At 61.6% G+C, this 22181-nt stretch carries 18 protein-coding genes and 1 pseudogene; 14 read left to right on the top strand and 5 right to left on the bottom strand.

Features of this window, described 5'->3' with window-relative positions; genetic code table 11:
* Positions 1-147 precede the first annotated feature (147 nt).
* A pseudogene (locus tag ABEV74_RS09755) lies at positions 148-2247 on the top strand (thioredoxin domain-containing protein).
* A 108-nt stretch (positions 2248-2355) separates the two neighbouring features.
* Here the strand turns inward: ABEV74_RS09755 and ABEV74_RS09750 are convergent.
* Positions 2356-4275: a glycosyl hydrolase family 18 protein gene (locus ABEV74_RS09750; protein ID WP_430145547.1), complete on the bottom strand. Its 1920-nt coding sequence runs from the start codon at positions 4273-4275 to the stop codon at positions 2356-2358.
* A 191-nt stretch (positions 4276-4466) separates the two neighbouring features.
* On the opposite strand from ABEV74_RS09750, the gene ABEV74_RS09745 reads away from it, so the two are divergent.
* The 4 genes from ABEV74_RS09745 (at position 4467) to ABEV74_RS09730 (ending at position 8089) form a co-directional block, all read left to right on the top strand.
* Complete coding sequence (locus ABEV74_RS09745; protein ID WP_213528232.1) at positions 4467-5165, top strand: methyltransferase domain-containing protein; 699 nt, start codon at positions 4467-4469, stop codon at positions 5163-5165.
* A 1-nt stretch (position 5166) separates the two neighbouring features.
* A complete protein-coding gene (locus ABEV74_RS09740; RefSeq protein WP_430145545.1) occupies positions 5167-6312 on the top strand; it encodes an NAD(P)/FAD-dependent oxidoreductase in 1146 nt (381 codons plus the stop codon).
* A 78-nt stretch (positions 6313-6390) separates the two neighbouring features.
* Positions 6391-6864 carry an SRPBCC family protein gene (locus ABEV74_RS09735; RefSeq protein WP_430145542.1) on the top strand — a complete coding sequence of 158 codons (474 nt, stop codon included), beginning with the start codon at positions 6391-6393 and terminating at the stop codon, positions 6862-6864.
* On the top strand, positions 6857-8089 hold the full coding sequence (locus tag ABEV74_RS09730) for a beta-ketoacyl-[acyl-carrier-protein] synthase family protein (protein WP_062492878.1): 1233 nt from the start codon (positions 6857-6859) through the stop codon (positions 8087-8089). Before ABEV74_RS09735 ends, ABEV74_RS09730 begins: the two co-directional genes overlap by 8 nt.
* 100 nt (positions 8090-8189) lie before the next feature.
* On the opposite strand, the gene ABEV74_RS09725 is transcribed toward ABEV74_RS09730, so the two are convergent.
* Positions 8190-8468: a YxcD family protein gene (locus ABEV74_RS09725; RefSeq protein WP_062492879.1), complete on the bottom strand. Its 279-nt coding sequence runs from the start codon at positions 8466-8468 to the stop codon at positions 8190-8192.
* A 2-nt stretch (positions 8469-8470) separates the two neighbouring features.
* On the bottom strand, positions 8471-8899 hold the full coding sequence (locus tag ABEV74_RS09720) for a hypothetical protein (protein WP_062492880.1): 429 nt from the start codon (positions 8897-8899) through the stop codon (positions 8471-8473).
* A gap of 154 nt (positions 8900-9053) precedes the next feature.
* Between ABEV74_RS09720 and ABEV74_RS09715 the strand changes: the two genes are divergently transcribed.
* On the top strand, positions 9054-9599 hold the full coding sequence (locus ABEV74_RS09715) for a DUF309 domain-containing protein (protein WP_430145540.1): 546 nt from the start codon (positions 9054-9056) through the stop codon (positions 9597-9599).
* Position 9600: 1 nt separating this feature from the next.
* Here ABEV74_RS09715 and ABEV74_RS09710 read toward each other — a convergent pair whose 3' ends face one another.
* Both ABEV74_RS09710 and ABEV74_RS09705 read right to left on the bottom strand, forming a co-directional pair.
* Positions 9601-10200 (bottom strand): beta-class carbonic anhydrase, encoded by a 600-nt coding sequence (locus ABEV74_RS09710; RefSeq protein WP_430145538.1) that lies wholly within the window; start codon positions 10198-10200, stop codon positions 9601-9603.
* Between the two features lie 91 nt (positions 10201-10291).
* The gene (locus ABEV74_RS09705; RefSeq protein ID WP_430145536.1) at positions 10292-10609 is read right to left on the bottom strand and encodes an iron-sulfur cluster biosynthesis family protein; all 318 of its coding nucleotides are present in this window, start codon (positions 10607-10609) and stop codon (positions 10292-10294) included.
* 95 nt (positions 10610-10704) lie between these two features.
* Here ABEV74_RS09705 and ABEV74_RS09700 point away from each other — a divergent pair, with 95 nt between their 5' ends.
* From ABEV74_RS09700 to mutS, 8 genes are all read left to right on the top strand, one after another.
* Positions 10705-12222, top strand: a complete 1518-nt coding sequence (locus ABEV74_RS09700; RefSeq protein ID WP_430145534.1) for a carboxypeptidase M32 — start codon at positions 10705-10707, stop codon at positions 12220-12222.
* Positions 12223-12504: 282 nt separating this feature from the next.
* On the top strand, positions 12505-13530 hold the full coding sequence (locus tag ABEV74_RS09695; protein ID WP_430145531.1) for an ABC transporter substrate-binding protein: 1026 nt from the start codon (positions 12505-12507) through the stop codon (positions 13528-13530).
* A gap of 61 nt (positions 13531-13591) precedes the next feature.
* The gene (locus ABEV74_RS09690; RefSeq protein WP_430145528.1) at positions 13592-14383 is read left to right on the top strand and encodes an ABC transporter ATP-binding protein; all 792 of its coding nucleotides are present in this window, start codon (positions 13592-13594) and stop codon (positions 14381-14383) included.
* Complete coding sequence (locus ABEV74_RS09685; RefSeq protein WP_430145526.1) at positions 14376-15386, top strand: ABC transporter permease; 1011 nt, start codon at positions 14376-14378, stop codon at positions 15384-15386. The genes ABEV74_RS09690 and ABEV74_RS09685 overlap by 8 nt, the downstream gene beginning before the upstream one ends.
* Before the next feature lie 41 nt (positions 15387-15427).
* A complete protein-coding gene (locus ABEV74_RS09680) occupies positions 15428-16438 on the top strand; it encodes an aromatic acid exporter family protein (RefSeq protein WP_213528249.1) in 1011 nt (336 codons plus the stop codon).
* A 62-nt stretch (positions 16439-16500) separates the two neighbouring features.
* The gene (locus ABEV74_RS09675; protein WP_062492886.1) at positions 16501-17064 is read left to right on the top strand and encodes an outer spore coat protein CotE; all 564 of its coding nucleotides are present in this window, start codon (positions 16501-16503) and stop codon (positions 17062-17064) included.
* 222 nt (positions 17065-17286) lie between these two features.
* Entirely contained in the window at positions 17287-19065 is a 1779-nt protein-coding gene (locus ABEV74_RS09670) for a putative amidoligase domain-containing protein (protein WP_430145523.1), read from the top strand.
* Between the two features lie 325 nt (positions 19066-19390).
* The gene (gene mutS, locus ABEV74_RS09665) at positions 19391-22168 is read left to right on the top strand and encodes a DNA mismatch repair protein MutS (RefSeq protein WP_430145521.1); all 2778 of its coding nucleotides are present in this window, start codon (positions 19391-19393) and stop codon (positions 22166-22168) included.
* Positions 22169-22181 lie beyond the last annotated feature (13 nt).

Raw genomic sequence — 22181 nt, 5'->3', positions numbered from 1 at the left:
ACTTTCGAAATTCAGGTTAATCTTAAAAAATAAGGACATGACATTTTGTAGCGCACCTTAATTTAAGGTTGCGTTTTATTTTTGAACAATGGGTATGCTAAAATTGGGTTAACCAAACTTTACCAAAAAGAACGGAGGTGGTGCCCCATGACAACGGATCGCAAACCCAATAGATTAGCCAAGGAGAAGTCGCCGTATTTGCTCCAACACGCTTTCAATCCGGTAGACTGGTTCCCTTGGTCGGACGAGGCTTTTGAAAAAGCGAAAAGCGAAAACAAGCCCGTCTTTTTATCTATTGGGTATAGCTGACGTTGCTAACTCACAAGTACCTGCCATTGGTGTCATGTCATGGAACACGAATCGTTTGAGGACGGCGAAGTGGCCGGGCTGTTGAACCGCGAATATGTCGCCGTGAAGGTGGACCGCGAGGAGCGGCCGGACATCGATCAGGTCTATATGGCGGTATGCCAGGCGATGACCGGGCAGGGCGGCTGGCCGCTGACCGTCATTCTGACGCCGGACCGGAATCCGATTTTCGCCGGCACCTATTTTCCGAAGCACAGCCGGTACGGCAGGCCGGGTCTGGTGGATGTGCTGTCGCGGCTGGCGGACAAATGGCGGAATGACCGGGAAGAGGTGCTCGAGTTCGCCGAGCGGATCACGCAGGAGGTGCGGGACAGCATGGAAGCCGACCGCCGCGGCGAAGCCGTGCCGGAACTGCTCGATCAGGCTTACCGGCTGTATGAACGGCTGTTCGACAGCGAGTATGGCGGGTTCGGAGGGGCGCCGAAGTTTCCGTCGTCCCACAACTTGTCTTTCTTGCTCCGCTACTGTCGTCGTACCGGGGAGGACAAGGCGCTGCGGATGGTCGAACGGACGCTCGACGGGATGCGCCGCGGCGGTATGTACGATCATATCGGCTTCGGCTTCGCGCGGTATTCGGTGGACGAGCAGTGGCTGGTGCCGCATTTTGAGAAGATGCTGTACGACAACGCGCTGCTCGCCTGGACGTATCTGGAAGCGTACCAGCTGACGGAGAAACGCGAGTATGCCGAGACGGCGGAGCAAATCTTCGAGTATGTGCTGCGCGATATGACCGATCCGGAGGGAGGCTTCTACAGCGCCGAGGATGCGGACTCGGAAGGGCGAGAAGGCAAATTTTACGTCTGGCGGCCGGATGAGATCGCGAATGTACTGGGCGCGGAAGACGGGGACCTGATCTGCGAATGGTTCGGCATTACGGAGGAAGGGAATTTCGAAGGGGACAGCATCCCGAACCTGATTGGGCAGGATGCGGAAGCGTTCGCCTCGGAGCGCGGCATGACGGTCGAGGAGCTGCAGCGGAGAATCGAGCACAGCCGTGCCCGGTTGTACGAGCACCGCGAGAAGCGGGTTCATCCGGGCAAGGACGACAAAATTTTAACCGCCTGGAACGGCCTGATGATCATGGCGCTGGCGACCGGGTACAAGGCGCTTGGCCGGGAACGGTATTTGGAAGCGGCTAGAAGGTCGGCTGATTTTATTCTGCGCAAGTTGCGCCGGGAGGACGGACGGCTGCTGGCCCGCTACCGCGATGGAGAAGCCGCTTACGAAGCGTATCTGGACGATTACGCCTTTCTCGTCTGGGGCCTGATCGAGCTGTACGAGGCCGGATTCGATATCGGGCATCTGCAGGCGGCGATCGAGCTGAACGAGCGGATGATCGAGTTGTTCCGCGACGAGCATCAGGGCGGCCTGTTTTTCACCGGCGCGGACGGCGAGAAGCTGTTCGCCCGCGGCAAGGAAATCTACGACGGCGCGATGCCGTCGGGCAATTCGGTCGCGGCGCTCAACCTGCAACGGCTGGCGAGGCTGACCGGCGACGCGCAGCTGGCGGAGCTGGCCGAACGGCAGCTCGAAGCGTTCGCCGGCGCGGTGCGGCGTTATCCGCCCGGCTATGCGATGTACCTGATCGCCCTCGACTACGCGACATCCGCAGGCGGTGAGATCGTCATTGCCGGCAGCCGGGACGAGGAGGAGACGCGCCGGATGATCGAGGCGGCGCATCGCGGCTTCCGTCCGCATACGGAAGTGCTCCTCGCCGTTCCCGGACCGGAAGCCGCAGCGCTGGAGCGGCTCGTGCCCGCCGTCGCCGGCAAAATGCCGGTTCGGGGAAACCCGGCCGCGTACGTCTGCGTCAACTTCGCCTGCCAGGCGCCGGTGACGGACGCGGCGTCGCTCAAGGCACTGCTGGACGCGGACCGCTGACCCTTGCGGCAAACCGCAACAATATGAAGAAGCGCCATCCCGTCGGGAGGCGCTTCTTCGATTAGTGGCGGCGGTAAGAATACCGCGCAAATGATGCCGTATGCAAAATCATTTCAACCGCAGCAACGTCGTCCACAGGTCCGCGCTTTCGTAGCCGAGGCGCCATGCGGCGATGCCGGCCAGATCGTACGTTTTGGCCAGCTCGATGCGCTGCTTCACCGTCTGCTCCGTTTCGGCCCAGAAAACGTATGTGGAGCCGTCTTTTTGATACGTATATTTCATTTGCCCCGATTCGCGGTCGAGCGTCCCTTTGGCGCCCCGCTCGGCGATCAGCTTCGGCACTTCCTTCATATAGACGGCCCGGCTCGCGACCGGCTTGCCGTCCGCATCGAGCTGCCATTCCCGCACATAGAACGGAATGCCGAGCATCAGCTTGCTGCGCGGAATGCCGTAGGACAAATATTGCTTGATGCCTTCCTCCGTCCAGGCCAGCCCGGAGACCGATCCGGCTTCCGGACCGCCCTGCCAGTGCTCGTCGTAAGCCATCACAATGACGGTATCGACGATGCCGGCGAGCGCCTTGTGATCGTACCCGGTCAAATGATTCCACGCCGTATCGCCGCGCGGCAGATCGATGCTCACCTTCAGCTTCTTCGCATGCGCCGCGTTCGTCAGCTCGCGGACGAAGGACGTATAGGCGTCCCGGTCGGTTCCGGCGAGCGACTCGAAATCGAGGTTGACGCCGTCGACCTTCAGCTCGGCCAGCCTGTTGACGAGGGCGGCGATAAACCGTTTGCGGGCTTCGGTATCCGCCAGAAACGCGGTCGTCATCGCTTGGTCGAACTGGTTATGGACGAGCGGCATGACGGAAATTCCGGCCGCTTTCAGCTCTCTTGCGAGCGCGGGGTCCGAGTTGTCCTTCAGCGTTCCGCCGGCGTCGGCCAGTTCGAACCAGGTCGGCGAATCGATATCGAGCCCTTGCGTGACGGCGACCTGCTCCCGGATGACGGCGCTGTTCGACGTTCCGTTCCAGCCGAGGTAGACCAGCTGCTTCGTATTGCTCCATACGGCCCGGCCGTCTTCCGTGCGCACGACGGAACCGGACAGGGCGGCGGCATAGGCGACGGCCGCCTTGCGGGTATGGAACGACTTGATTTTGTTGTCGCCCTGGTACACGGTCAAGTACGGCTCGTTGGTCCAGTACGTTTCGCCGCCCAGCGCGACCCGGCTGCCGGCATAGCTTTTGGCATATTGAACCGCCTGATGCAGGCCGAAGAACGATTTCAACGGCTTGCCGTTCTGAAATACCTCGTAGGACGGGACATTGGTATGCACGACGGCTTTCGTAACCGTATTGACGACGGTGCTTCCGGGGACTTTCGCCGACGCGTTGATGGCGTCCAGCAAAAATCCGTACTTCGTTGTCGAGACCGCCTCGCCGTCCTTGTAGACGGCATATTTTTTCGTGCCTTGGCGCTGCTTCAGACGATCGTTCGCCGACAGGTTGTCCCACACCCATTTGTTGGCGCCGATGTCCATAATATGTGCGTTGCCCCAGCGCTTCGCTTCTTTTTTCGCCTCTTCCAGCGTTTCGAAGCCCCATTCCGCCTTCGTTTTGTCACCTTGATACAGCTGGTATTTCGCATAGTTGCTGTAAACCCAGCCAGGCTTTTCGAGATCGCGAATATGTACGTTTTTCAATGTTTTCGCCTTGGCCAGCGCTTGCTCGTACGTATCGTATTCCCACCAGTTGTACGATGTGGAGCCCTGGTACACCTTGAATTTCGGGAAATTGTCCCAGACCCATACGCGCCCCGTTATTTTCTCGACATGGGCGTACTTGAATCGCTTCGCATAAGCGATCGCCTGGGATTCCGAGACAAATTCCCGCAGCGGCTTGTCGTTCTGGTATACCCGGTACGCGCTGGCGGCTTCCTTCTCGGCGGCAAAACCGACCGCGGCGGTAGCCCATACGGTCTGCACCGCGATCAGCAGCACAATCGCCATGCGGCTCGTTCGATTTATCAAATTCGCTTGTCACTTCCTTTCTCTTAGTCTATGAATATTAAACGCAAAATCGGTAGATTTGGTTTCGGGCAAAAAAATAAACAATCCGGTTGCGGACGATCTTCGTGAAAACGATGGATAAAAAACCAGTAATTCCCTCAAACTAAAAATGAAGCGTTACCCAATCTCGGCCGAAGGAGCTGGAGGGCGGAATGGACAGGCAAATCCGGAAAGAGATGCTCGACGATGCGGAATTGGATGAGCAGGAGCTGATGCGCAGCCTCCGGGAAGTGTGGCAGGTGAACCGGTATATGGGCGGCAATCCTGCGCTGTTCGCGCACATCAAGCGGATGGTGCTGCTGGCCGCCCGCGGGGGAAGGCAGGTGAATGTGCTGGATGTCGCGACAGGACTGGCCGATCAGCCGCTCATGCTCATCCGTTGGGCGGAGAGGAAAGGGATCGGCTTGACGGTGACGGGCGTGGACATCAACAGCCGGATCGTGCGGCTCGCCGCTGCGCGCACGGCAGGCAGCGGCGCGATCCGCATCGAGCAGGGAGACGGGCGCAGACTGACGTATCCGGACGGCAGCTTCGATATCGCGTTCAGCAATTTGGCTCTCCATCACTTCGACGGAGATGACGCGGCCATGCTGCTGCGCGAGCTGGAGCGGGTCAGCCGGATCGGATGGGTCGCGGCCGATCTGGAGCGCCATCCGGCGGCGCTTGGCGCGGCACGCCTGCTGGCCCGCTTCGTCTGGCGCAGCCCGGTCACCCGCCACGACGGGCCGCTGTCGGTGCAGCGCGCCTATACGGCCGCCGAAGCGGAGGCGCTGGCCAGACGGGCGGGAGTGGACGCCAGGCTGCACCGCCACTTCCCGTTCCGGCTGGCGCTTGTCGGCGGCGGACGCTAATATGGCCGACGTCATCATCGTCGGAGCGGGGCCAGCCGGCAGCGCGCTCGGCCGGCTTCTTGCGCGGCGCGGCATCTCCGTCGCCATATTGGAAGCCGGCTTCTTCCCGAAGCGCAAGCCGTGCGGCGAATCGCTGAATCCGGGAGCGATCGCGGCGCTCGGGCGAATGGGCTATGCGCCGGAAGCCGAGCTGGCCGATGCGGCCGTTCCGCTGCGCGGCTGGCGGCTGCATACGCCGAGAAGTCGGCTTTCGGCAGATTATCCCGGGGGACTGCGAGGGCTCGCTTGCCCCCGGGAACGTCTGGACCGCTGGCTGGCGGAATCGGCTTCGCGGGCCGGCGCTTCGCTGCTGGAAGGGATGCGCGTCGACCGGCTTCTGTTCGACGACGGTCGCGTCTGCGGCGTCAGCGGGCGGACTGAGCGCGGCGCGGCGTTCCGGTTGACCGCGCCGTTCGTCGTCGGCGCCGACGGCTTGCGTTCGGTTGTCGCCCGGCGCGCGGGACTTGCGCGATCCGGCAGCGTACGCAAGATTGCCTTTACGGTCCGGCTTGACGAATGGCCGCAGACGGAGCCTTACGTCGAGCTGTATGTTCGGCGCGACGAGGTCGTCGGCATCGCGCCGTTCGCCGGCGGAACGGCCAATATGACGGTCGTCGTTCCGGAACGGCGGGCGATCGAAGCGGCCGGCCGCAAGCCGGCTTTCGTCCGGCAAATTGCGGGCCGGTGGCCGGAGCTGGCGCCGGCGTTCGAGCGAGCCGCGATCGACGGCGAAGTGCTGGCTTGCGGTCCGTTCGACCGCCCGGTAAGCGCCGCGGCCCGGCCGGGCCTGATGCTCGTCGGCGACGCCGCCGGCTATTACGACCCGCTTACCGGCCAAGGCATCTACCGCGCACTGCGGGGGGCCGAGCTTGCCGCCGATGCGCTGGCCCAGGCGCTGGCAAGCGGATCGCAACGGCCGCTGTACGACTACGACCGCACGATCCGGGAGACGTTCCGAACGGGAACGCGGCTGCAGCGTCTGATCGATTACGTCTGCCGCCATCCGGCCTGGCTGGATGGCGCGTCCGCCGTCCTGGGCGGCTGGCCGGCCGCTACCCGCCGGCTGGCGGGGCTGATCGGCGACTGTCCGCCGCCGCTCCCGCGGTAAAAATCGGCGCAGCGCGTTATGCATACCAAGGAAGCTGAAACGATCGTAACCAAATCTTTCGCAAAGGGGCGAGAAACGTTGTATACATGGAATGAGCTGCATTTTGCCTGCCCGCCGTCCAGGACGTTCGAATTCGCGCGGCATGTCGACCGCTGGCCGGACTATTTGCCGCATTACCGGCGTGTCCGGTTTCTTGAAGGCAGCGGCTGCCTGGGCGGCCTTGTGGAAATGGCGGCGCTGCGCCGTTTCGATACGGTCGGCTGGCCGGTATGGTGGGTCAGCGAGATGGAAGTGGATGAGGAGGAGTCTGTTGTTCGTTACCGCCATGTGCGCGGGGTGACGAAAGGGATGGAGGTCGAATGGAAGCTCGCTCCCGCGGATGGAGGCACCCGGGTGACGATTGCCCACGAATGGCATCGTCCGCAGGTCGGAAAGCTGCTCGCGAAGCGGATCATCGGCCCGGTGTTCGTGCAACATATTGCCGATCAAACGCTTGAAGGACTGAAAAGGGCGGCCGAAGGAAGGTCGAAGGGAGCTGCCGCCAATGCGTAAGCGGAAGGCTGTCGTGACCGGCATCGGCTGCGTCACGCCGATCGGCGCCGGCATCGACGCGCTATGGGACGGCGTGCGCCGGGGCGAAAGCGCGGTCGGCGTCATTGAACGATTCGAGCCTGAAGGTCTGCGCAGCCGCATCGCCGCGCAAATCCGGGATTTCGATCCGCTTGCGTACATGGACCGCAAGCGGGCGCATCGGATGGACCGCTATTCCCAGCTTGCGGTAGCGGCCGGGACGCTGGCGCTGCGCCACGCGCGGCTCGGTCCGGACGATGCGGAACAGGAGCGCACCGGTATTTTCATGGGCAGCGCGCTCGGCGGCATTTCGTTCGCCGAAGAGCAGAGCGCCCGCTTTCACGGCGGCGGATACCGGTCCGTGTCGCCGACGCTCGGATATTCCGTGTTCGGCGGCGCGGCGTCGTGCAATATGGCGATGGCGTTCGGCTTCACCGGACCGAATGAGACGAACGCCATGTCATGCGCGTCCGGCGCCGTCGCAATCGGCCGCGCGCTGCAGGCGATACGCCGGGGCGAAGCGGATGTCGCGCTTGCCGGCGGAGCGGAAGCGCCGCTTTCGCCGCTCTCGTTCGGCGCCTTCGATATGCTGCGGGCGATGTCTTCGCGTAACGACGCCCCGCACCGGGCGAGCCGGCCGTTCGACCGCCATCGCGACGGCTTCGTGATGGGAGAAGGGGCGGCGGTGCTCGTCATCGAGGAGGAAGAGCATGCGAAAGCGAGAGGGGCGGTTATTCTGGCGGAGTTGGCCGGTTTCGGCCTGACGAACGACGCCCATCATATGAGCGTCCCGCTGCCTAGCGGTTCGCAGGCGGCGCGGGCGGTCAGGCTGGCGCTGTCCGACGCCGAACTGTCGGCGGATGATATCGGTTACGTTAACGCGCATGGCTCGTCCACGCCGCTGAACGATGTGACCGAATCGAAGGTCGTGCGCGACGTATTCGGCAATCGTCCGGTCGCCGTCAGCGGGACGAAGGGGCTGTACGGCCACCCGCTCGGCGCGTCCGGGGCGATCGAGGCGGCGATTGCGGTGATGGCGTTGCGCGAAGGCTGGCTGCCGCCGACGGCCAATCTGGAGGAGCCGGATCCCGCGGCCGATATCGATCTCATTCAGGGGGCGGGACGGCAAGCGCGTGCCGAAGCGGTCGTCTCGAACTCCTACGGCTTTGGCGGCGTCAATGCCGTACTCGCTTTTACGCGCCGCTAAATGCGCCGCGTCATCGAACAAGCCCGGCCGGTCATGGCGACCGCCGGGCTTGCTGTGTGCATCTCCGCTTGCGTTTGGAAACGGAGCCGTACGGGAGCCGTCACACCTCGATGTCGGCCCAGAACTCTTCGTCCGCATCCAGCGTAATCTGGGAGCGGAACACGCGAATATTGTAATGGTTATACATATACTGTTCGATCGCTTCGAGCAAATTGGCTTCAACCAGATACTGGCTCCGGCCGTCGACCCACACTTCGGCGGTAAATCCGTAATCCTCGTCCCAGGACAATTGCGCTTCTACCTTCGAGACGGGGACGCCTTTGCGCGACGCCATATGATGGCAGACGGCATTGATGATTTCGTCGGTGTAAATGCGCATCGTTAATACGGTCTGCGGTTATTGTCCGCCATTTTGCGGCGGTCGCGGAAATAGACGAATATGGCGCGGATAACCGCGAAGAGCAGGAACAGAGCCAGCAAGTTGATCATCAAGCCGAGAATTTCGCCCAAGAAGCCCATGCTGCCGAACAGTCCGCCGAACAGCATGCCGGCGAGACCGCCGATCATCAGCCCTTTCATGAAGCTGCCGCCGCCGAACAATCCGCCGCGGTTCGCGGTCGTGCCCGTTGCCGGATTTGTGGCCTTCGTGCCGGAATCGCTGCGGCTGACATTTTCGGCCGGCTTGGACGGCGTTGTGACGCCTTGTCTCGGCGACTTCAAGCCGCCCCGCGGTTTGGCGTCCGCATAGTCGGCTGCGCTGAAAGCGAAGAACAGCGCGAATGCCATCATGACTAGCAACCCTTTTTTCATCTCTTAGTCGTGTCCCTCCTGTAAAAATCGGTTCGGCATAAGTTGCCATCGGTTTATGTTTACGTATGCGACGAGCTTTGGTTTCATTTTTTATAATAAAAATTTATAATTTATAATGAAGCTGTTGCTGACGAAAAAGGGGAGTGGAGCGGCAATGGGAGAGCGCTATCCGGACGCCTATATCGATTATTTGGTCGAATTTCATGCGACGCGGGATTATTTCGAGTGCCATGAAATATTGGAGGAATATTGGAAATCCCATCCGGACGACGGGCTTGGCGACGCCTGGGTGGGGCTCATTCAACTGGCGGTCGGCCAGTATCACAGCCGGAGAGGGAACATAAGCGGCGCGCGTAAAATGTTCGCCAGCGCTGAGAGGCGGCTGACGGACGAGCATATGCGCCGGCTCGGGCTGGACGCGGCGGCGATGAAAGCGATTGTCGCCGAGGCGATTTCCGCCTTGGCGGAGCGGAGCGGGACGTCCGCTTACCGCCGCTTCGATCTGCCGATCGCCGATCCCGAGCTGCTGCGGATGTGCCGCGAAGCGAGCCGGCTCCGGGGGCTTGTCTGGGGAGAAGAGCCCCGGCCTGAAGCGGCGGTCGTCCACCGCCACAAGCTGCGCGACCGCAGCGGTGTCATCGCCGCGCGCGCCGCTGCCGCCGAGGCGAAAGCCCGCGCAAGGAACGAAGGAGCGCGCTAGATTAGCGCTCCGACGACCTTTGGCGCTTGCGTAGCTCCTCGTAGCCGTCGACGACCAGGTCGAGCTTGCCCGTCGTCGGGTCGACGATCAGGCCATGCACCGGCACCTCCACCGGCAGCAGCGGATGGTTGCGCACAATGCCGACGCTGTTCTCCACGCTTTCCTTCACATTGTCGAAGCCGACCAGCCAGCGCGTCAGATTGATGCCGGAGTTGCGAAGCGTTTGAATCGTCTCTTCGGATATGCCGCGCTCCTTCATATGGGTGACGACCTTCTCGGGATCAATGCCTGTCATGCCGCAGTCGTAATGCCCGATAATCAGCACTTCCTTCGCTCCCAGCTCATAGACGGCGACGAGGATGCTGCGCATAATGTTGCCGAACGGCTGGGTGACGATCGCGCCTGCGTTTTTAATAATTTTGGCGTCGCCGTTGCGCAGATTCATCGCTTTCGGCAGCAGTTCCGTCAGCCGCGTGTCCATGCAGGTCACGATCGCCATTTTTTTGTCCGGGAACCGGTCTGTCAAGTAAGCCTCGTATTCGCGGTTTTCTACGAATCTCTCATTAAACTCCAAAATTTTCCCGATATTTCCTTCTGCCATATTTCCACTCCTTCTGTCTGGGCAAAGCAAAACGTGAAAGCCGATTTGCGTTTGCATGCGAAATCGCGCTCATGAAGCGCCGGCGCAACCGTCAGCGCAGCAACCGCAGATGATTCGTATAAATCTGCCCGTCGCTCTTCAATACGAAAGCGCCGCGCTCCGCGTCGTAATCGATCTTCATCTTCGGCTCGAAAAACACTTCATGCCGCGGCTCGTACAGGAAAGGGAACGGATCGCCTTCGCCTTCCCGGTCGTCCGGGCCCGGCCGATCGACGAACTGCAGGGCGGGAACGCCGCTGACGGCGCAGCCGCAGCCTTCCGTATCGTAGAGCAGCTTGAGACGGCGCAGCCCGCCGGCCAGCTCGGGACGGATCGCTTCCGCCGCGGCGGGGGTAAATTGAATGTTCATGATCGCCATTTCTCCTTCGTTGACTTTCATATTGATTATACGTTTTGCAAAAAGTATGATCAAGTTGAAGAAAATATAAGATGGAGGCGAGCGGGATGACGGCAAACACGGAAGAGACATGGCAATCGTTCGACGAGCTGATCCGCAAAATAAAAAGCTATGACGAGGCGCTCGGCGTTTTGTACTGGGACCTGAGAACCGGCGCGCCGCGCAAAGGGGTCGAACGGCGTTCGGAAGCGATCGGGGCGCTGTCGGCCGAGATGTTCAAGCTGTCGGTGTCCGAACGGATGGGCGAGCTGCTGGCCGCGCTGGAGGAACCCCGCGCGCAGGAGTCGCTGTCGCCGGTGCAGCGCAAGCTTGTCGCGGAAACGCGCAAGGAATACGACCGCAGCGTCAAAATTCCGCCCAAACTGTACGAGGAATACGTCGTGCTGACGTCGCAGGCGGAATCCGTTTGGGAAGAGGCGAAAGCGAATAACGATTACAAGCGTTTTCAGCCTTATCTGGACCGGATCATCGGGTACACCGGGCAATTCATTGATCTGTGGGGCGTCCGCGGGACCCGCTACGATACGCTGCTCGACCAGTATGAGCCGGGCATGACGACCGCTGAGCTCGATCGTGTGTTCGGCGGCTTGCGGGAACAGCTTGTGCCGCTCGCATCGGCGATCGCGGAGTCGCCGCATCAGCCGGATGAACGGTTTTTGCGGCAGTCGTTCGACAAGGACGCCCAGAAAGCGTTCAGTCTGTTTATTCTGAAAGAGATGGGCTACGATTTTTCCGCCGGACGTCTCGACGAGAGCGTCCATCCGTTCGCCATCGGACTGAGCCCCGGCGATGTCCGCATTACGACCCGCTACTTGCCGGACGACGTGACCAGCGCGCTGTTCGGCACGATTCACGAAGGCGGACATGCCCTTTACGAGCAAAACATCGATCCGGAGCTGGCCGGCACGCCGCTGTGCACCGGCACGTCAATGGGCATTCACGAATCCCAGTCGCGCTTCTGGGAAAATGTGATCGGCCGCAGCCGTCCGTTCTGGGAACGGTATTACGGCGAGCTGCAGCGGCGTTTTCCCGGACAGCTGGACGTGCCGGTCGAAGATTTCTACCGGGCGATCAACGTCGTACGCCCGTCGCTGATCCGCATCGAAGCCGATGAGCTGACATACAATCTGCACATCATTATCCGGTACGAGATGGAAAAGCAAATATTTAACGAAGGCTTGAAAGCCGCCGATCTGCCGGAAGCATGGAATGCCAAATACCGCGAATATCTCGGCGTTGCGCCGGATAACGACGCGGAAGGAGTGCTGCAGGACGTGCACTGGTCGGGCGGCTCGTTCGGCTATTTCCCGTCCTATTCGCTCGGCAATATGTACGCCGCCCAAATCGCGGATACGATGGAACGCGAGCTGAACGGCATGTGGGAGCTGGTCGGGCGGGGCGAGCTGCTGCCGATCAAGGAGTGGCTGACGGAGCGCATATACAGGCACGGCAAGCTGCTTGAACCGTCGGAAATTATCGAACGGGTGACGGGCAAGCCGCTCGATCCGGATTATCTCGTCCAATATTTGCGGCGGAAATATTCCGACATCTACCGGTTGGGTTGAGTGCGGCCGCTTGCGGGACAACGCGCTTCATACGCGATCCGGCTTGCCTCACGCCGCAGCGTGCAGGCCGGATCGCAGCAGCGTTCCAGGAGGAGCATGATCGGCTGCGCCACCCTGTCGGAATCCAATAGAATGCAACGCAGGTCGCCTACGGGCGGTCTGCTTTTTTTTGAGTCAAGCCCTGGCCGGCAGCTTCTTCGATCCTTGGCCATACACGGTTTGCAAACGCCCGGCATACGATGATATACGGTAAACTACGCTATCAAGCAAAGGGTGATGACTTTGAAAAGACGTAGAAAAATATGGTTGCCGGCCGCATTGGCGGTCGCGCTGTTATTCGCGGCGCTGCTGGCCGGATGCGGCCGGAATGAGGGCGCGACGAAGATTCGGATCGGGGAAGTGACGCGATCGCTGTTCTATGCGCCGGAATATGTGGCGATCGAGAAAGGCTTTTTTGAGGAAGAAGGACTGGAGGTCGAGCTGACCACGACGTTCGGCGGCGACAAGACGATGACGGCATTGCTGTCGGGCACGATCGATGTGGCGCTTGTCGGTTCGGAGACGTCCATCTATGTGTACCAGCAGGGTGCGGATGATCCGGTTATCAATTTCGCTCAGCTGACGCAAACGGACGGCACATTCCTCGTCGCGCGCAAGCTGGACGGCGAATTCGACTGGAACATGCTGAAGGGCAGCGTTTTTCTCGGTCAACGCAAAGGCGGTATGCCGCAGATGGCCGGTGAGTTTACGCTGAAGAAGAACGGCATCGATCCGCATGCGGATCTCGATTTGATTCAAAACATCGATTTTGCGAACATTGCGGCGGCGTTCGCTTCGGGCACCGGCGAATACGTGCAGCTGTTCGAGCCGCAGGCGTCGATATTCGAGCGGGAGGGCAAAGGGCGCGTCGTCGCGTCGTTCGGAGTGGAAAGCGGCAAGCTGCCGTACACCGTATTTATGGCCAAACAGAGCTATATCGACAAGAATAGGGAAGCGATCCAAAAGTTTACGAATGCCGTTTACAAAGCGCAGCAGTGGGTGCGCGACAACGATGCGGAGTCGATCGCGGACGTCGTGCTCCCGTATTTTGAAGATGTCGACCGCGACATCGTCGTCAGCTCGATCGACCGGTACAAGAGCCAGGGATCGTTCGCCGAAGATCCGATCGTCGACGAGAGCGAATGGAACAATCTGCTCGATGTCATGACTTCGGCCGGCGAGCTGGCGAAGCGGACGGAACATCAGGAACTGGTCGATACGGCTTTCGCGGAGACGGCGATCGGGAAAGCTGCGGGCCAGGGCGATTAGAACGTTACCGGGAACTTGATGAGGCCCGCGGCATTAGGGCTGCAGAAAGGGGAGGTGCGGAATGCGAACCGGGAATATGCTGGAGCTCATTGACGTGTCCCATGTATACGTAAACGACCAGGGAGCGTCCCTGGCGGTCGAACAGTTGAATATGGCCGTTCGTCCGGGCGAATTTGTCGCGCTGGTCGGGCCGAGCGGGTGCGGCAAGACGACCATTCTCAGCCTGCTCGCCGGTCTTCTCTTTCCGACGCGAGGTTCCGTCCTGCTGGCGGGCGTGCCGGTCACCGGTCCGTCGCCGCAGGTCGGGTACATGCTGCAGCAGGATTACCTGTTCCCCTGGCGGACGATTCGGGATAATGCGGCAATCGGTCTGGAAATTGCCGGCCGCCGCACGAAAGCTGCGCTGGAAGCCGTAGACCGGCTGCTCGAGGAACTCGGTCTTTCCGGCGCGGGCGGACGCTACCCTCACGAGCTGTCCGGCGGCATGAGGCAGCGGGTGGCGCTCGCCCGCACGCTAGCCACCGAGCCGGAAGTGATGCTGCTCGACGAGCCGTTCTCGGCGCTCGATCTGCACATCAAGCTGCAGCTCGAGGATTTGGTGCAGGAGACGCTGCGCCGGCGGGGCAAAACCGCGGTGCTCGTCACGCACGATCTGGCCGAAGCGGCGGCGATGAGCGACCGCGTCATCGTACTCGGCAAACAGCCCGGCCGCATTTTGCGGGAGCTGGACATTCCGGAAGAGCTCCGTTCGGCGAGCCCGACGGAAGCGCGCAAGCAGCCCGGCTTTCAAGAGGTGTTCGAGGAACTGTGGAGCGAGCTGAACCGGACGGAGGAGGGGGAGCGCCATGGATGAACGGAACAACGGGAAGCCGCGCCGGCTGCGCAAGGTTCGGCCGGAGCGTTCGGCATTTTCGGCGGTCGGGCGGAAGGCCGGTCAAGTGCCGCTGCCGCGAGACGGCATGAAAGGCGCGGCCGGCGTCTCTGTCTCCGGGCATCATGCCGGACAGGACGAAACGGCCGCTCTCGTATCCGGCGTTGTCGAAGAGAGGGAGAAGCTGCTGTCGGCGCTGCATGGCCGGCATCTGGCGCGGCAGCGTCGGATCAGCTTTGCGGTATGGGGGATGCAGGCGCTGCTGCTCGCACTGTTCGTCGGCTTGTGGGAGACGGCCGGCCGGCTCCGCTGGATCGACCCGCTGCTGTTCAGTTATCCGAGCCGGCTGCTGGAGCAGATCGTCTCCACGATGGCGAGCGGCACGATTTGGCCGCATATCGCGGTGACGGTTGCGGAGACGGCGGCGGGATTTCTGCTCGGAACGCTGCTCGGCACCGCGCTCGCCGTGCTGCTGTGGTGGTCGCCTTTCCTGTCCCGGGTGCTCGATCCGTACCTGGTCGTGCTGAACAGCATGCCGAAGGTGGCGCTCGGCCCGATTTTTATCGTCGGACTCGGTCCCGGTTTTATGTCGATCGTGGCGACGACGCTGTCGGTGACGGTCATCATAACGACGATCAATATTTACAACCGTTTTCGGGATGTCGAATCCGGATTCGTCAAAGTGGTGCGGTTGTTCGGGGCGACGCGGGCGCAGCTGTTCCGGCTTGTCGTGCTGCCGGATTCGTTCCCCGTCATCATTTCGACGCTGAAGGTGAACGTCGGGCTGGCGTGGGTCGGCGTAATCGTCGGCGAGTTTCTGGTGGCGAAGCTCGGACTCGGCTATTTGATCATCTACGGCTTTCAGGTTTTCAATTTCACGCTGGTGCTGTCGAGCCTTGTCGTCATCGCCGCGGTAGCGACGGTGATGTACCAGCTCGTGGCGGCGTTGGAGCGCAAGTTGACGGCGGGGTGGCGGGAACGTTAGGATAAGAAGGAAAACGACTTATCCGAACGGAAGGTACAACAATGGGCATGCGTGTAATCAAGACCGCCATTGCCGCGCTGGCGGCTATCTATACTGCACTTACCATCGGACTCGATCCGCCGGTTTCGGCAGGACTGCTGGCAATCCTCGGCGTCGAGGCGACCCGGATGAAAGGGCTGAAAAGCTCTTTCGCCCGATTTGTCGCTTCGGTGCTGGGGCTTTTTTTGGCATCGATCATTTTCATCGTTCTGGGCTTTCATTTGCCCGCGGTTTCCCTGTTCATCCTGATCGTCTTTCCGGTGCTTTCCAGACTCGGCCTGAAGGACGGCATCGTGACGAGCTCGGTCATCGTGTTTCATGTGTTCGCCAAGGAAGAGGTGACGGCCGGGGTGATCGCCAACGAAATATTGCTGCTCGTAACCGGTCTCGGGTGGGCAACCGTCATTAATATGATCTACATGCCGAGGGAAGAGAACAAGCTTGTCCGTTGCCGGACAGAGCTGGAGGAGTCGCTCGGCGGCATTTTGCGCGAGATGGCTGCGACGCTGCGCAATCCCGCCCGTCTGTGGGACGGACAGGAGCTGTTGAAGGCGCATGCGGCGTGCGAGGAAGGCGCGAGGCTTGCGGAGCTGAGCCGGGAGAACCGGCTGTGGGGCGCGCCTTCTTACTGGGAAACGTATTTCGAGATGCGCAGACAGCAGCTCGAGGCGATTCAGCAGATGCTTGTCCAGCTTGCTTTTGTCTATGAAAAGATGCCGCAAGGGGAGCTGGTGGCGAAGCTGTTCGACCATCTGGCCGACGATGTAAAATCCGACGTTTACAAGGGGGAAGTGGAAGAAAAGCTGCATCGTTTGAAAGAGCGTTTTAAAAGAATGGAGCTGCCGCGAACGCGCGAGGAGTTCGAAGTGCGGGCGGCAATCCTGCAGCTGTGCCATGAATTGGAGCGTTGTCTTGCGATAGCCAGACGCTGGAAAAAGAAAAGTCATTCGGGCGAGCCGCATCTGCATAGAATAGAACGGGAAAATTCGTTGCCGCCCGGGGAAAGAAACTAGTCACCCTAGACGAATGTCCTGCATACACTTTAATGAATGATTGTATGGAGGAGGTTATAGCGATGGCATTAGCAGATAAACAGCTTCAATTTAGAGAGATTATAACGAAAGCTGTTTGCGGCAAAGGTCGTAAGTTTTCCACCGTGACCCATACCGTTACGCCGCCTCACCATCCGACCAGCATCCTGGGCGCATGGATTATCAACCATCAGTATGAAGCGGTGCGATCGGGCGACGGCATTGAGGTGATCGGTACTTACGATATTAACATCTGGTATTCCTACAACAAAAACACACAAACGGACGTAGCCAAGGAGACAGTGTCGTACGTCGAAAACGTACCGCTTTCGTATGTAGATCCGAAACATAGAGCTTCGACCGAAGAAGTGTCCGCCGATGCGACCCAGGAACCGAACTGCATCGAGGCTAACATCTCCTCGAACGGTTCGAGCGTCGCCATTCGGGTGGAGCGCGAATTTGCGGTGGAACTGGTTGCGGAAACGAAGGTTTGCGTGGCGGTAAACCCGAACGGATGCGATGACCTGGACGGCAAGGACATCGAATTCGGCATCGGCGACGACGACTTCGAGGATCTGGACCCGGATCTGCTGGACGACGAACTGTAACTTCGGCGATGTCGTTCGGGTTACTGTATCGTATGCGCGGGAGGGGAAAGATTCGAGGGCGGGAGCCCTCTTTCTTTTTCTTTATTTGGCTTGAACGCGTGTCCCCTGCCCGATTCGCGGCATTTGCGGCATTTGCGGCGCCTTCGTGTGCGTCTAAGCGTTGCGGTGCCGGATGACGGCGGTGAACTTGCATAATCGTCCTGACAAAAAGGGGGGCGTCCGATGGCGGGCGACGTCTGGATATGGCTGGGCGACAGCGGCGGCTGGCGAAAGGCGTGTTCGTCCGCGGATTCGACCAACCCGACCGGCGGGCGAGCGGAGAAGCTAGACGGGAAGGCAAGCCTGTCCGGCGGGCGGTCTGAGGAGCTAGACGGGAAGGCAAGCTTGTCCGGCGGGCGGGCGTCCGGCGGTTGTAATGCGGCGATGGCCGATGGACCGGGGCCGGACGACGCTATTGTCGTATGGGGCGGAGGGCGTCCGCAGCCCGGCCATCCCGCTTACCGGGAACGCGGCATGCACCCGGGGTGGGTGTTGAACGCCCACGCCGGCGATCTGGCCCGGCTTCCCGACGGCGAATGGCGTCGCAGGCTGAAGCGGGCGGGGCTTTCCGTGAGCGACGGTTCGGACGATCAGCGGGTCTATCGCGTGCCCGTGTTTCATCTTCAGGCGCTTGCCGTCAGACGATTGTACGGCCCGGCCGATGACGGCGCGCACTGGCGTTACGGCGGCGGCGCGGCGACGGAGCTGCCGCCGCGCGATGAAGAGGCGGGCCGGCTCAAGGACCCGCTCCTTCGCCGTGCCGCGGCGGCCGCGGTCAAGGCGCTGTATGCGCTCGGGCTTGACTTTGGCGAGGTGCTGGTCGCGGTCGACGGAGGCGGACGCGCTGCCATCCGTTCCGTCCAGCTCCCGGGAAAGCGGCTGTATGCCGGGGGCTTATGGGGAACGGCGCTGGATCGTTTCGCTGCTTGGCACCGAACCGTCCGCTTGGGGGACGGTTCGACGGAGCAGCCGCTGCTGATCGGCGCCGATCCCGAGTTCGTGCTGCTGCGCGCCGACGGCACGATCGCGTCGGCCGACCGGTATTTCCGGGCCGCCGAAGCCGGCACGGACGCGGTGCTCGTCCGCCGCCGGCTGCTGCGGCCGGTCGCGGAGCTGCGCCCGGAGCCGCAGGACAACCCGGAAGCGCTGGCGGCGGAACTTCGCCGGCTGCTGCGTTATGCGGCGTCCCGCCCCGGCACCGACCGGCTGCGCTGGGCCGCAGGCGGCATGCCCGTGCCGGGACTGGCGCTCGGCGGGCATATCCATCTGAGCGGCGTGCCGCTGACCGGCCGGCTGCTGCGCCTGCTGGACAGCTACGCGGCATTTCCGCTCGCGATGGTGGAGGACCCCGCCGGGCGCAAGCGCCGTCCCCGATACGGCGCGCTCGGGGACTTCCGCCTGCAGCCGCATGGCGGGTTCGAGTACCGGACGCTGCCGAGCTGGCTCGTATCGCCGGCAGCCGCCCGCGCCGCCTTCGCGCTGGCGCTCCTGTGCGCGCGCGAGGCTTGGACGCTTGCCTACGCTCCGGCCGAGGAGGAGCGGTGGGTGCAAGCGTATTACGCCGGCGACCGTTCGGAGCTCGCCGGCTGTCTGGACCGTCTGGCCGCGGAGATGGCCAAGACGGACAGCTATGCGGCGCTCTCGCGCTGGATCGAGCCGCTGCTCGGCGCCGCGCGAAGCGGCAAGACATGGGACGAGCGCGCCGATATTCGCGCGAAGTGGCGGATTCCGCCGTTCGCCGGCAGCGGTGCCGTTCCGGTCGGCGGAAAGCGGAACGGCGAGGAACGGGGCAGCGGCATAGCGAGCGCCGGTAAAGATGGCGGCGGCAGACAGAGCGGCAGCAAACTGAGCGATGGCAAAGCGAGCGTCGGCAAACTGAGTGATGGCAAAGCGAGCGTAGGCAAAGCGAGCGTCGGCAAACGTGAAGGCGGAGAACGGCCGTATCGGGGCAGCCCGCGCTAGCGGGCTTGCTTGATTTGAAATAAAGCCTTGCAAATGCACAATTTCCCGTGCGCTCGACGGCGTGGCTGGAAATAAAGCCTCACAGGTTCGCTACCCGCCCGTGTACTACACCCACGCACGGTGCTCTATTCCCAAGCTCGTTGCACGATTCCCCGCGCCCCGTGCGTACAGACCTCTCCGCCGGACAGGGCGCTGCGCGCCACCCGGACAATGGCCGACACCGTCCATCCGATTTCTGCTATAATAAGAATCTGACGTTTCTTCGAAGCTCTCAACTTCTTTCTAAAACATATTCGCATGCAATAAAGGCCAACGGGAGGACGTTATGGCTACATATACTCCGATGATACAGCAGTATCTCGCCATTAAAGAGGAAGCGAAGGACGCGTTTCTGTTTTTCCGCCTCGGCGATTTTTACGAAATGTTTTTCGACGACGCGATACTGGCATCGCGCGAGCTGGACATTACGCTGACCGGCCGCGACGGCGGGGGGGACGAGCGCATTCCGATGTGCGGCGTGCCGTACCATTCCGCCGACAGCTACATCGCCCGGCTGATTGAAAAAGGGTACAAAGTCGCCATCTGCGAACAGGTCGAAGACCCTTCGGCGGCCAAAGGCGTCGTGCGGCGGGAGATCGTCCGCGTCGTCACGCCGGGCACCGTCATGGAAGCGAAATCGGTGTCGGACAAGGCGAACAACTTCATCGTCAGCGTCGCCGCCGGCGACGGCGAATATGCGGTCGCTTCGTGCGATTTGACGACAGGCGAGCTGTATGTCACTTCGTTCGCGGCACGCGACGATATGCTGCTCGACGAAGTGAACGTGTACCGGCCTTCGGAAATCGTCGGCGATGCCGGGCTGCTGGACAAGCTGCAGCACAGCGGCGCCGCTGCCTGGAACCGGCCGGTGCTGTTTACGCCCCGCGAGCCGATCCCGCACGAACGGCTTGCCGCCCAATTCGGCGAAGCGGAGCTGAAGCGTCTGCCGCCGGTCCGGCTGCGGGCGGTCAGCCTGCTGACCGGTTACTTGGAGGAGACGCAGAAGCGATCGCTCGGTCACGTCCGCACCGTTCGCGCGTACGAGCCGAGCCAGTACATGGTGCTCGACCACTATACGCGGCGCAATCTGGAACTGACCGAAACGGTGCGGGACCGAAGCAAGAAGGGTTCTCTCCTGTGGCTGCTCGACCGGACCAAAACGTCGATGGGCGCCCGTCTGCTCCGCCGCTGGATCGACAAGCCGCTTCTGAACGTCGCTGCGATCGAAGAGCGGCTGGAGGCGGTGGACAAGCTGCACCGCGATCTCATTATCCGCGAAGATGTGAGGGAGCAGCTCGGCGGCATCTACGATCTCGAGCGGCTTGTCGGGAGAGTCGCCTTCGGCACCGCGAACGGACGCGATCTGAACGCCCTCAAGGCGTCTGTCCGGCGCATTCCCGCCCTTGCCGCGCTGTGTGCGTCTTCCGGGTCGAAGACGCTCGGCAAACTGGTCGAAGGGCTCGACGATTGCGCCGATCTGGCGGATATGATCGATACCGTCATCGTCGACGATCCGCCGGTATCCATCCGCGAAGGCGGGCTGATTCGACCGGGTTACGACGAATATCTCGACAAGCTGCGCGAAGCCAGCGCGAACGGCAAAAAATGGCTGGCCGAGCTTGAGCGGCAGGAACGCGAGGCGACGGGGATCAAATCGTTGAAGATCGGATATAACAAAGTGTTCGGCTATTATCTCGAAGTGACCAAAGCGAATCTGCATATGCTTCCCGAAGGGCGGTACGAGCGGAAGCAGACGCTGGCGGGGGCGGAACGTTTCGTCACGCCGGAATTGAAGGAGAAGGAACGGCTCATTCTGGAAGCCGAGGAGAAAATGGTGGATCTGGAGTACGAGCGCTTCCTGGAGCTGAGGGATCATCTGTCCGCGCAGCTGCACCGGCTGCAGAAGCTGGCGGAAACGGTCGCGACGATCGACGTACTGCAGTCGCTCGCGACCGTCAGCGCGGAGCGGCGCTATGTCCGTCCGGCCGTAACGGACGGGTTCGACCTGTTGATCGAGGAAGGCCGCCATCCCGTCGTGGAGGCGGTCATGGAAGGCGTGCCGTTCATCGCCAACGGGACGTCACTGACGGCGGACCAAGCTTCGATGCTGCTCATTACCGGACCCAATATGGCCGGCAAAAGCACCTATATGCGGCAAGTGGCGCTCATTTGCATTATGGCCCAGATCGGCTGCTTCGTACCGGCCAAGTCGGCGTCGATACCGCTTGTCGACCGCATTTTTACCCGGATCGGCGCGGCGGACGATCTGATCGGCGGACAAAGCACGTTTATGGTTGAAATGAAAGATATTCAGCTGATGACCGAAAAGGCGACCCGTCAAAGCCTGGTCATCATCGACGAGCTCGGCCGCGGCACGTCGACGGGCGAAGGAATGGCCATCGCCCAGGCCGTCATCGAGTACGTGCATGATACGATACGCTGCAAGGCGCTCGTGTCGACGCATTTTCACGAGCTGGCGCACCTGGAGGAGACGATGTCGTCCCTGGCCAACGTCTGCATGGCCGTCAAGGAGTCCGGCGACGACGTTACGTTTCTGCGGCGGCTCGTGCCCGGAGCGGCGAGCACGAGCTACGGCATCTACTGTGCCCGTCTGGCGGGGTTGCCGGATTCGATTATCGGCAGAGCTTACGAGCTTCTGTCCGGCATGGAACGGATAACGGCGGGCGCCAAAATCGCGAGCGAAGCAAAGGCGGAACCGGCTTTCGACGGACGGAAATCGGGCGACACGCGGATCGTCGGCGGGACGGAAGCTCTCGCCGAAGCCGAAGCCGAAGCGGCGGCCGGGGCCGAGACAGCGCGGGATGAAGAAGACGGTTCCGCCGTCCGGCTTGAACCGGCGCCGGATGCGGGCGGCGCTTCCGTCGTGCAGCTGGCGATGTTCGAGGAAGCGGCGGTCTCCGAGCCTGCCGGCCGGCGCAAGGCCGCGACGGCGGCAGAACGGCTCGCCGACCAGCTTCGCAAGCTCGATCTGCTCAATATGACCCCGCTGCAGGCGATCCAATGGCTGAACGAGGCGAAGATGAAGCTAGCGGATCGCGATTAGGAAGGGAGGCAGG

This window comes from Paenibacillus cisolokensis (assembly GCF_050481165.1).
GTDB lineage: Bacteria > Bacillota > Bacilli > Paenibacillales > Paenibacillaceae > Paenibacillus_AH > Paenibacillus_AH cisolokensis.
This window is presented reverse-complemented; position numbering and strand designations above follow the sequence as displayed.

Bases quoted from the DNA above. Each gene is read 5' to 3' on its own strand.
- ABEV74_RS09725 (WP_062492879.1), bottom strand. From the start codon at position 8,468: ATGCGCATTTACACCGACGAAATCATCAATGCCGTCTGCCATCATATG.
- ABEV74_RS09670 (WP_430145523.1), top strand. From the start codon at position 17,287: ATGGCGGGCGACGTCTGGATATGGCTGGGCGACAGCGGCGGCTGGCGA.
- ABEV74_RS09685 (WP_430145526.1), top strand. From the start codon at position 14,376: ATGGATGAACGGAACAACGGGAAGCCGCGCCGGCTGCGCAAGGTTCGG.
- ABEV74_RS09710 (WP_430145538.1), bottom strand. From the start codon at position 10,200: ATGGCAGAAGGAAATATCGGGAAAATTTTGGAGTTTAATGAGAGATTC.
- ABEV74_RS09730 (WP_062492878.1), top strand. From the start codon at position 6,857: ATGCGTAAGCGGAAGGCTGTCGTGACCGGCATCGGCTGCGTCACGCCG.
- ABEV74_RS09720 (WP_062492880.1), bottom strand. From the start codon at position 8,899: ATGAAAAAAGGGTTGCTAGTCATGATGGCATTCGCGCTGTTCTTCGCT.
- ABEV74_RS09700 (WP_430145534.1), top strand. From the start codon at position 10,705: ATGACGGCAAACACGGAAGAGACATGGCAATCGTTCGACGAGCTGATC.
- ABEV74_RS09745 (WP_213528232.1), top strand. From the start codon at position 4,467: ATGGACAGGCAAATCCGGAAAGAGATGCTCGACGATGCGGAATTGGAT.
- ABEV74_RS09715 (WP_430145540.1), top strand. From the start codon at position 9,054: ATGGGAGAGCGCTATCCGGACGCCTATATCGATTATTTGGTCGAATTT.
- ABEV74_RS09675 (WP_062492886.1), top strand. From the start codon at position 16,501: ATGGCATTAGCAGATAAACAGCTTCAATTTAGAGAGATTATAACGAAA.
- ABEV74_RS09740 (WP_430145545.1), top strand. From the start codon at position 5,167: ATGGCCGACGTCATCATCGTCGGAGCGGGGCCAGCCGGCAGCGCGCTC.
- ABEV74_RS09690 (WP_430145528.1), top strand. From the start codon at position 13,592: ATGCGAACCGGGAATATGCTGGAGCTCATTGACGTGTCCCATGTATAC.
- ABEV74_RS09705 (WP_430145536.1), bottom strand. From the start codon at position 10,609: ATGAACATTCAATTTACCCCCGCCGCGGCGGAAGCGATCCGTCCCGAG.
- ABEV74_RS09680 (WP_213528249.1), top strand. From the start codon at position 15,428: ATGGGCATGCGTGTAATCAAGACCGCCATTGCCGCGCTGGCGGCTATC.
- mutS (WP_430145521.1), top strand. From the start codon at position 19,391: ATGGCTACATATACTCCGATGATACAGCAGTATCTCGCCATTAAAGAG.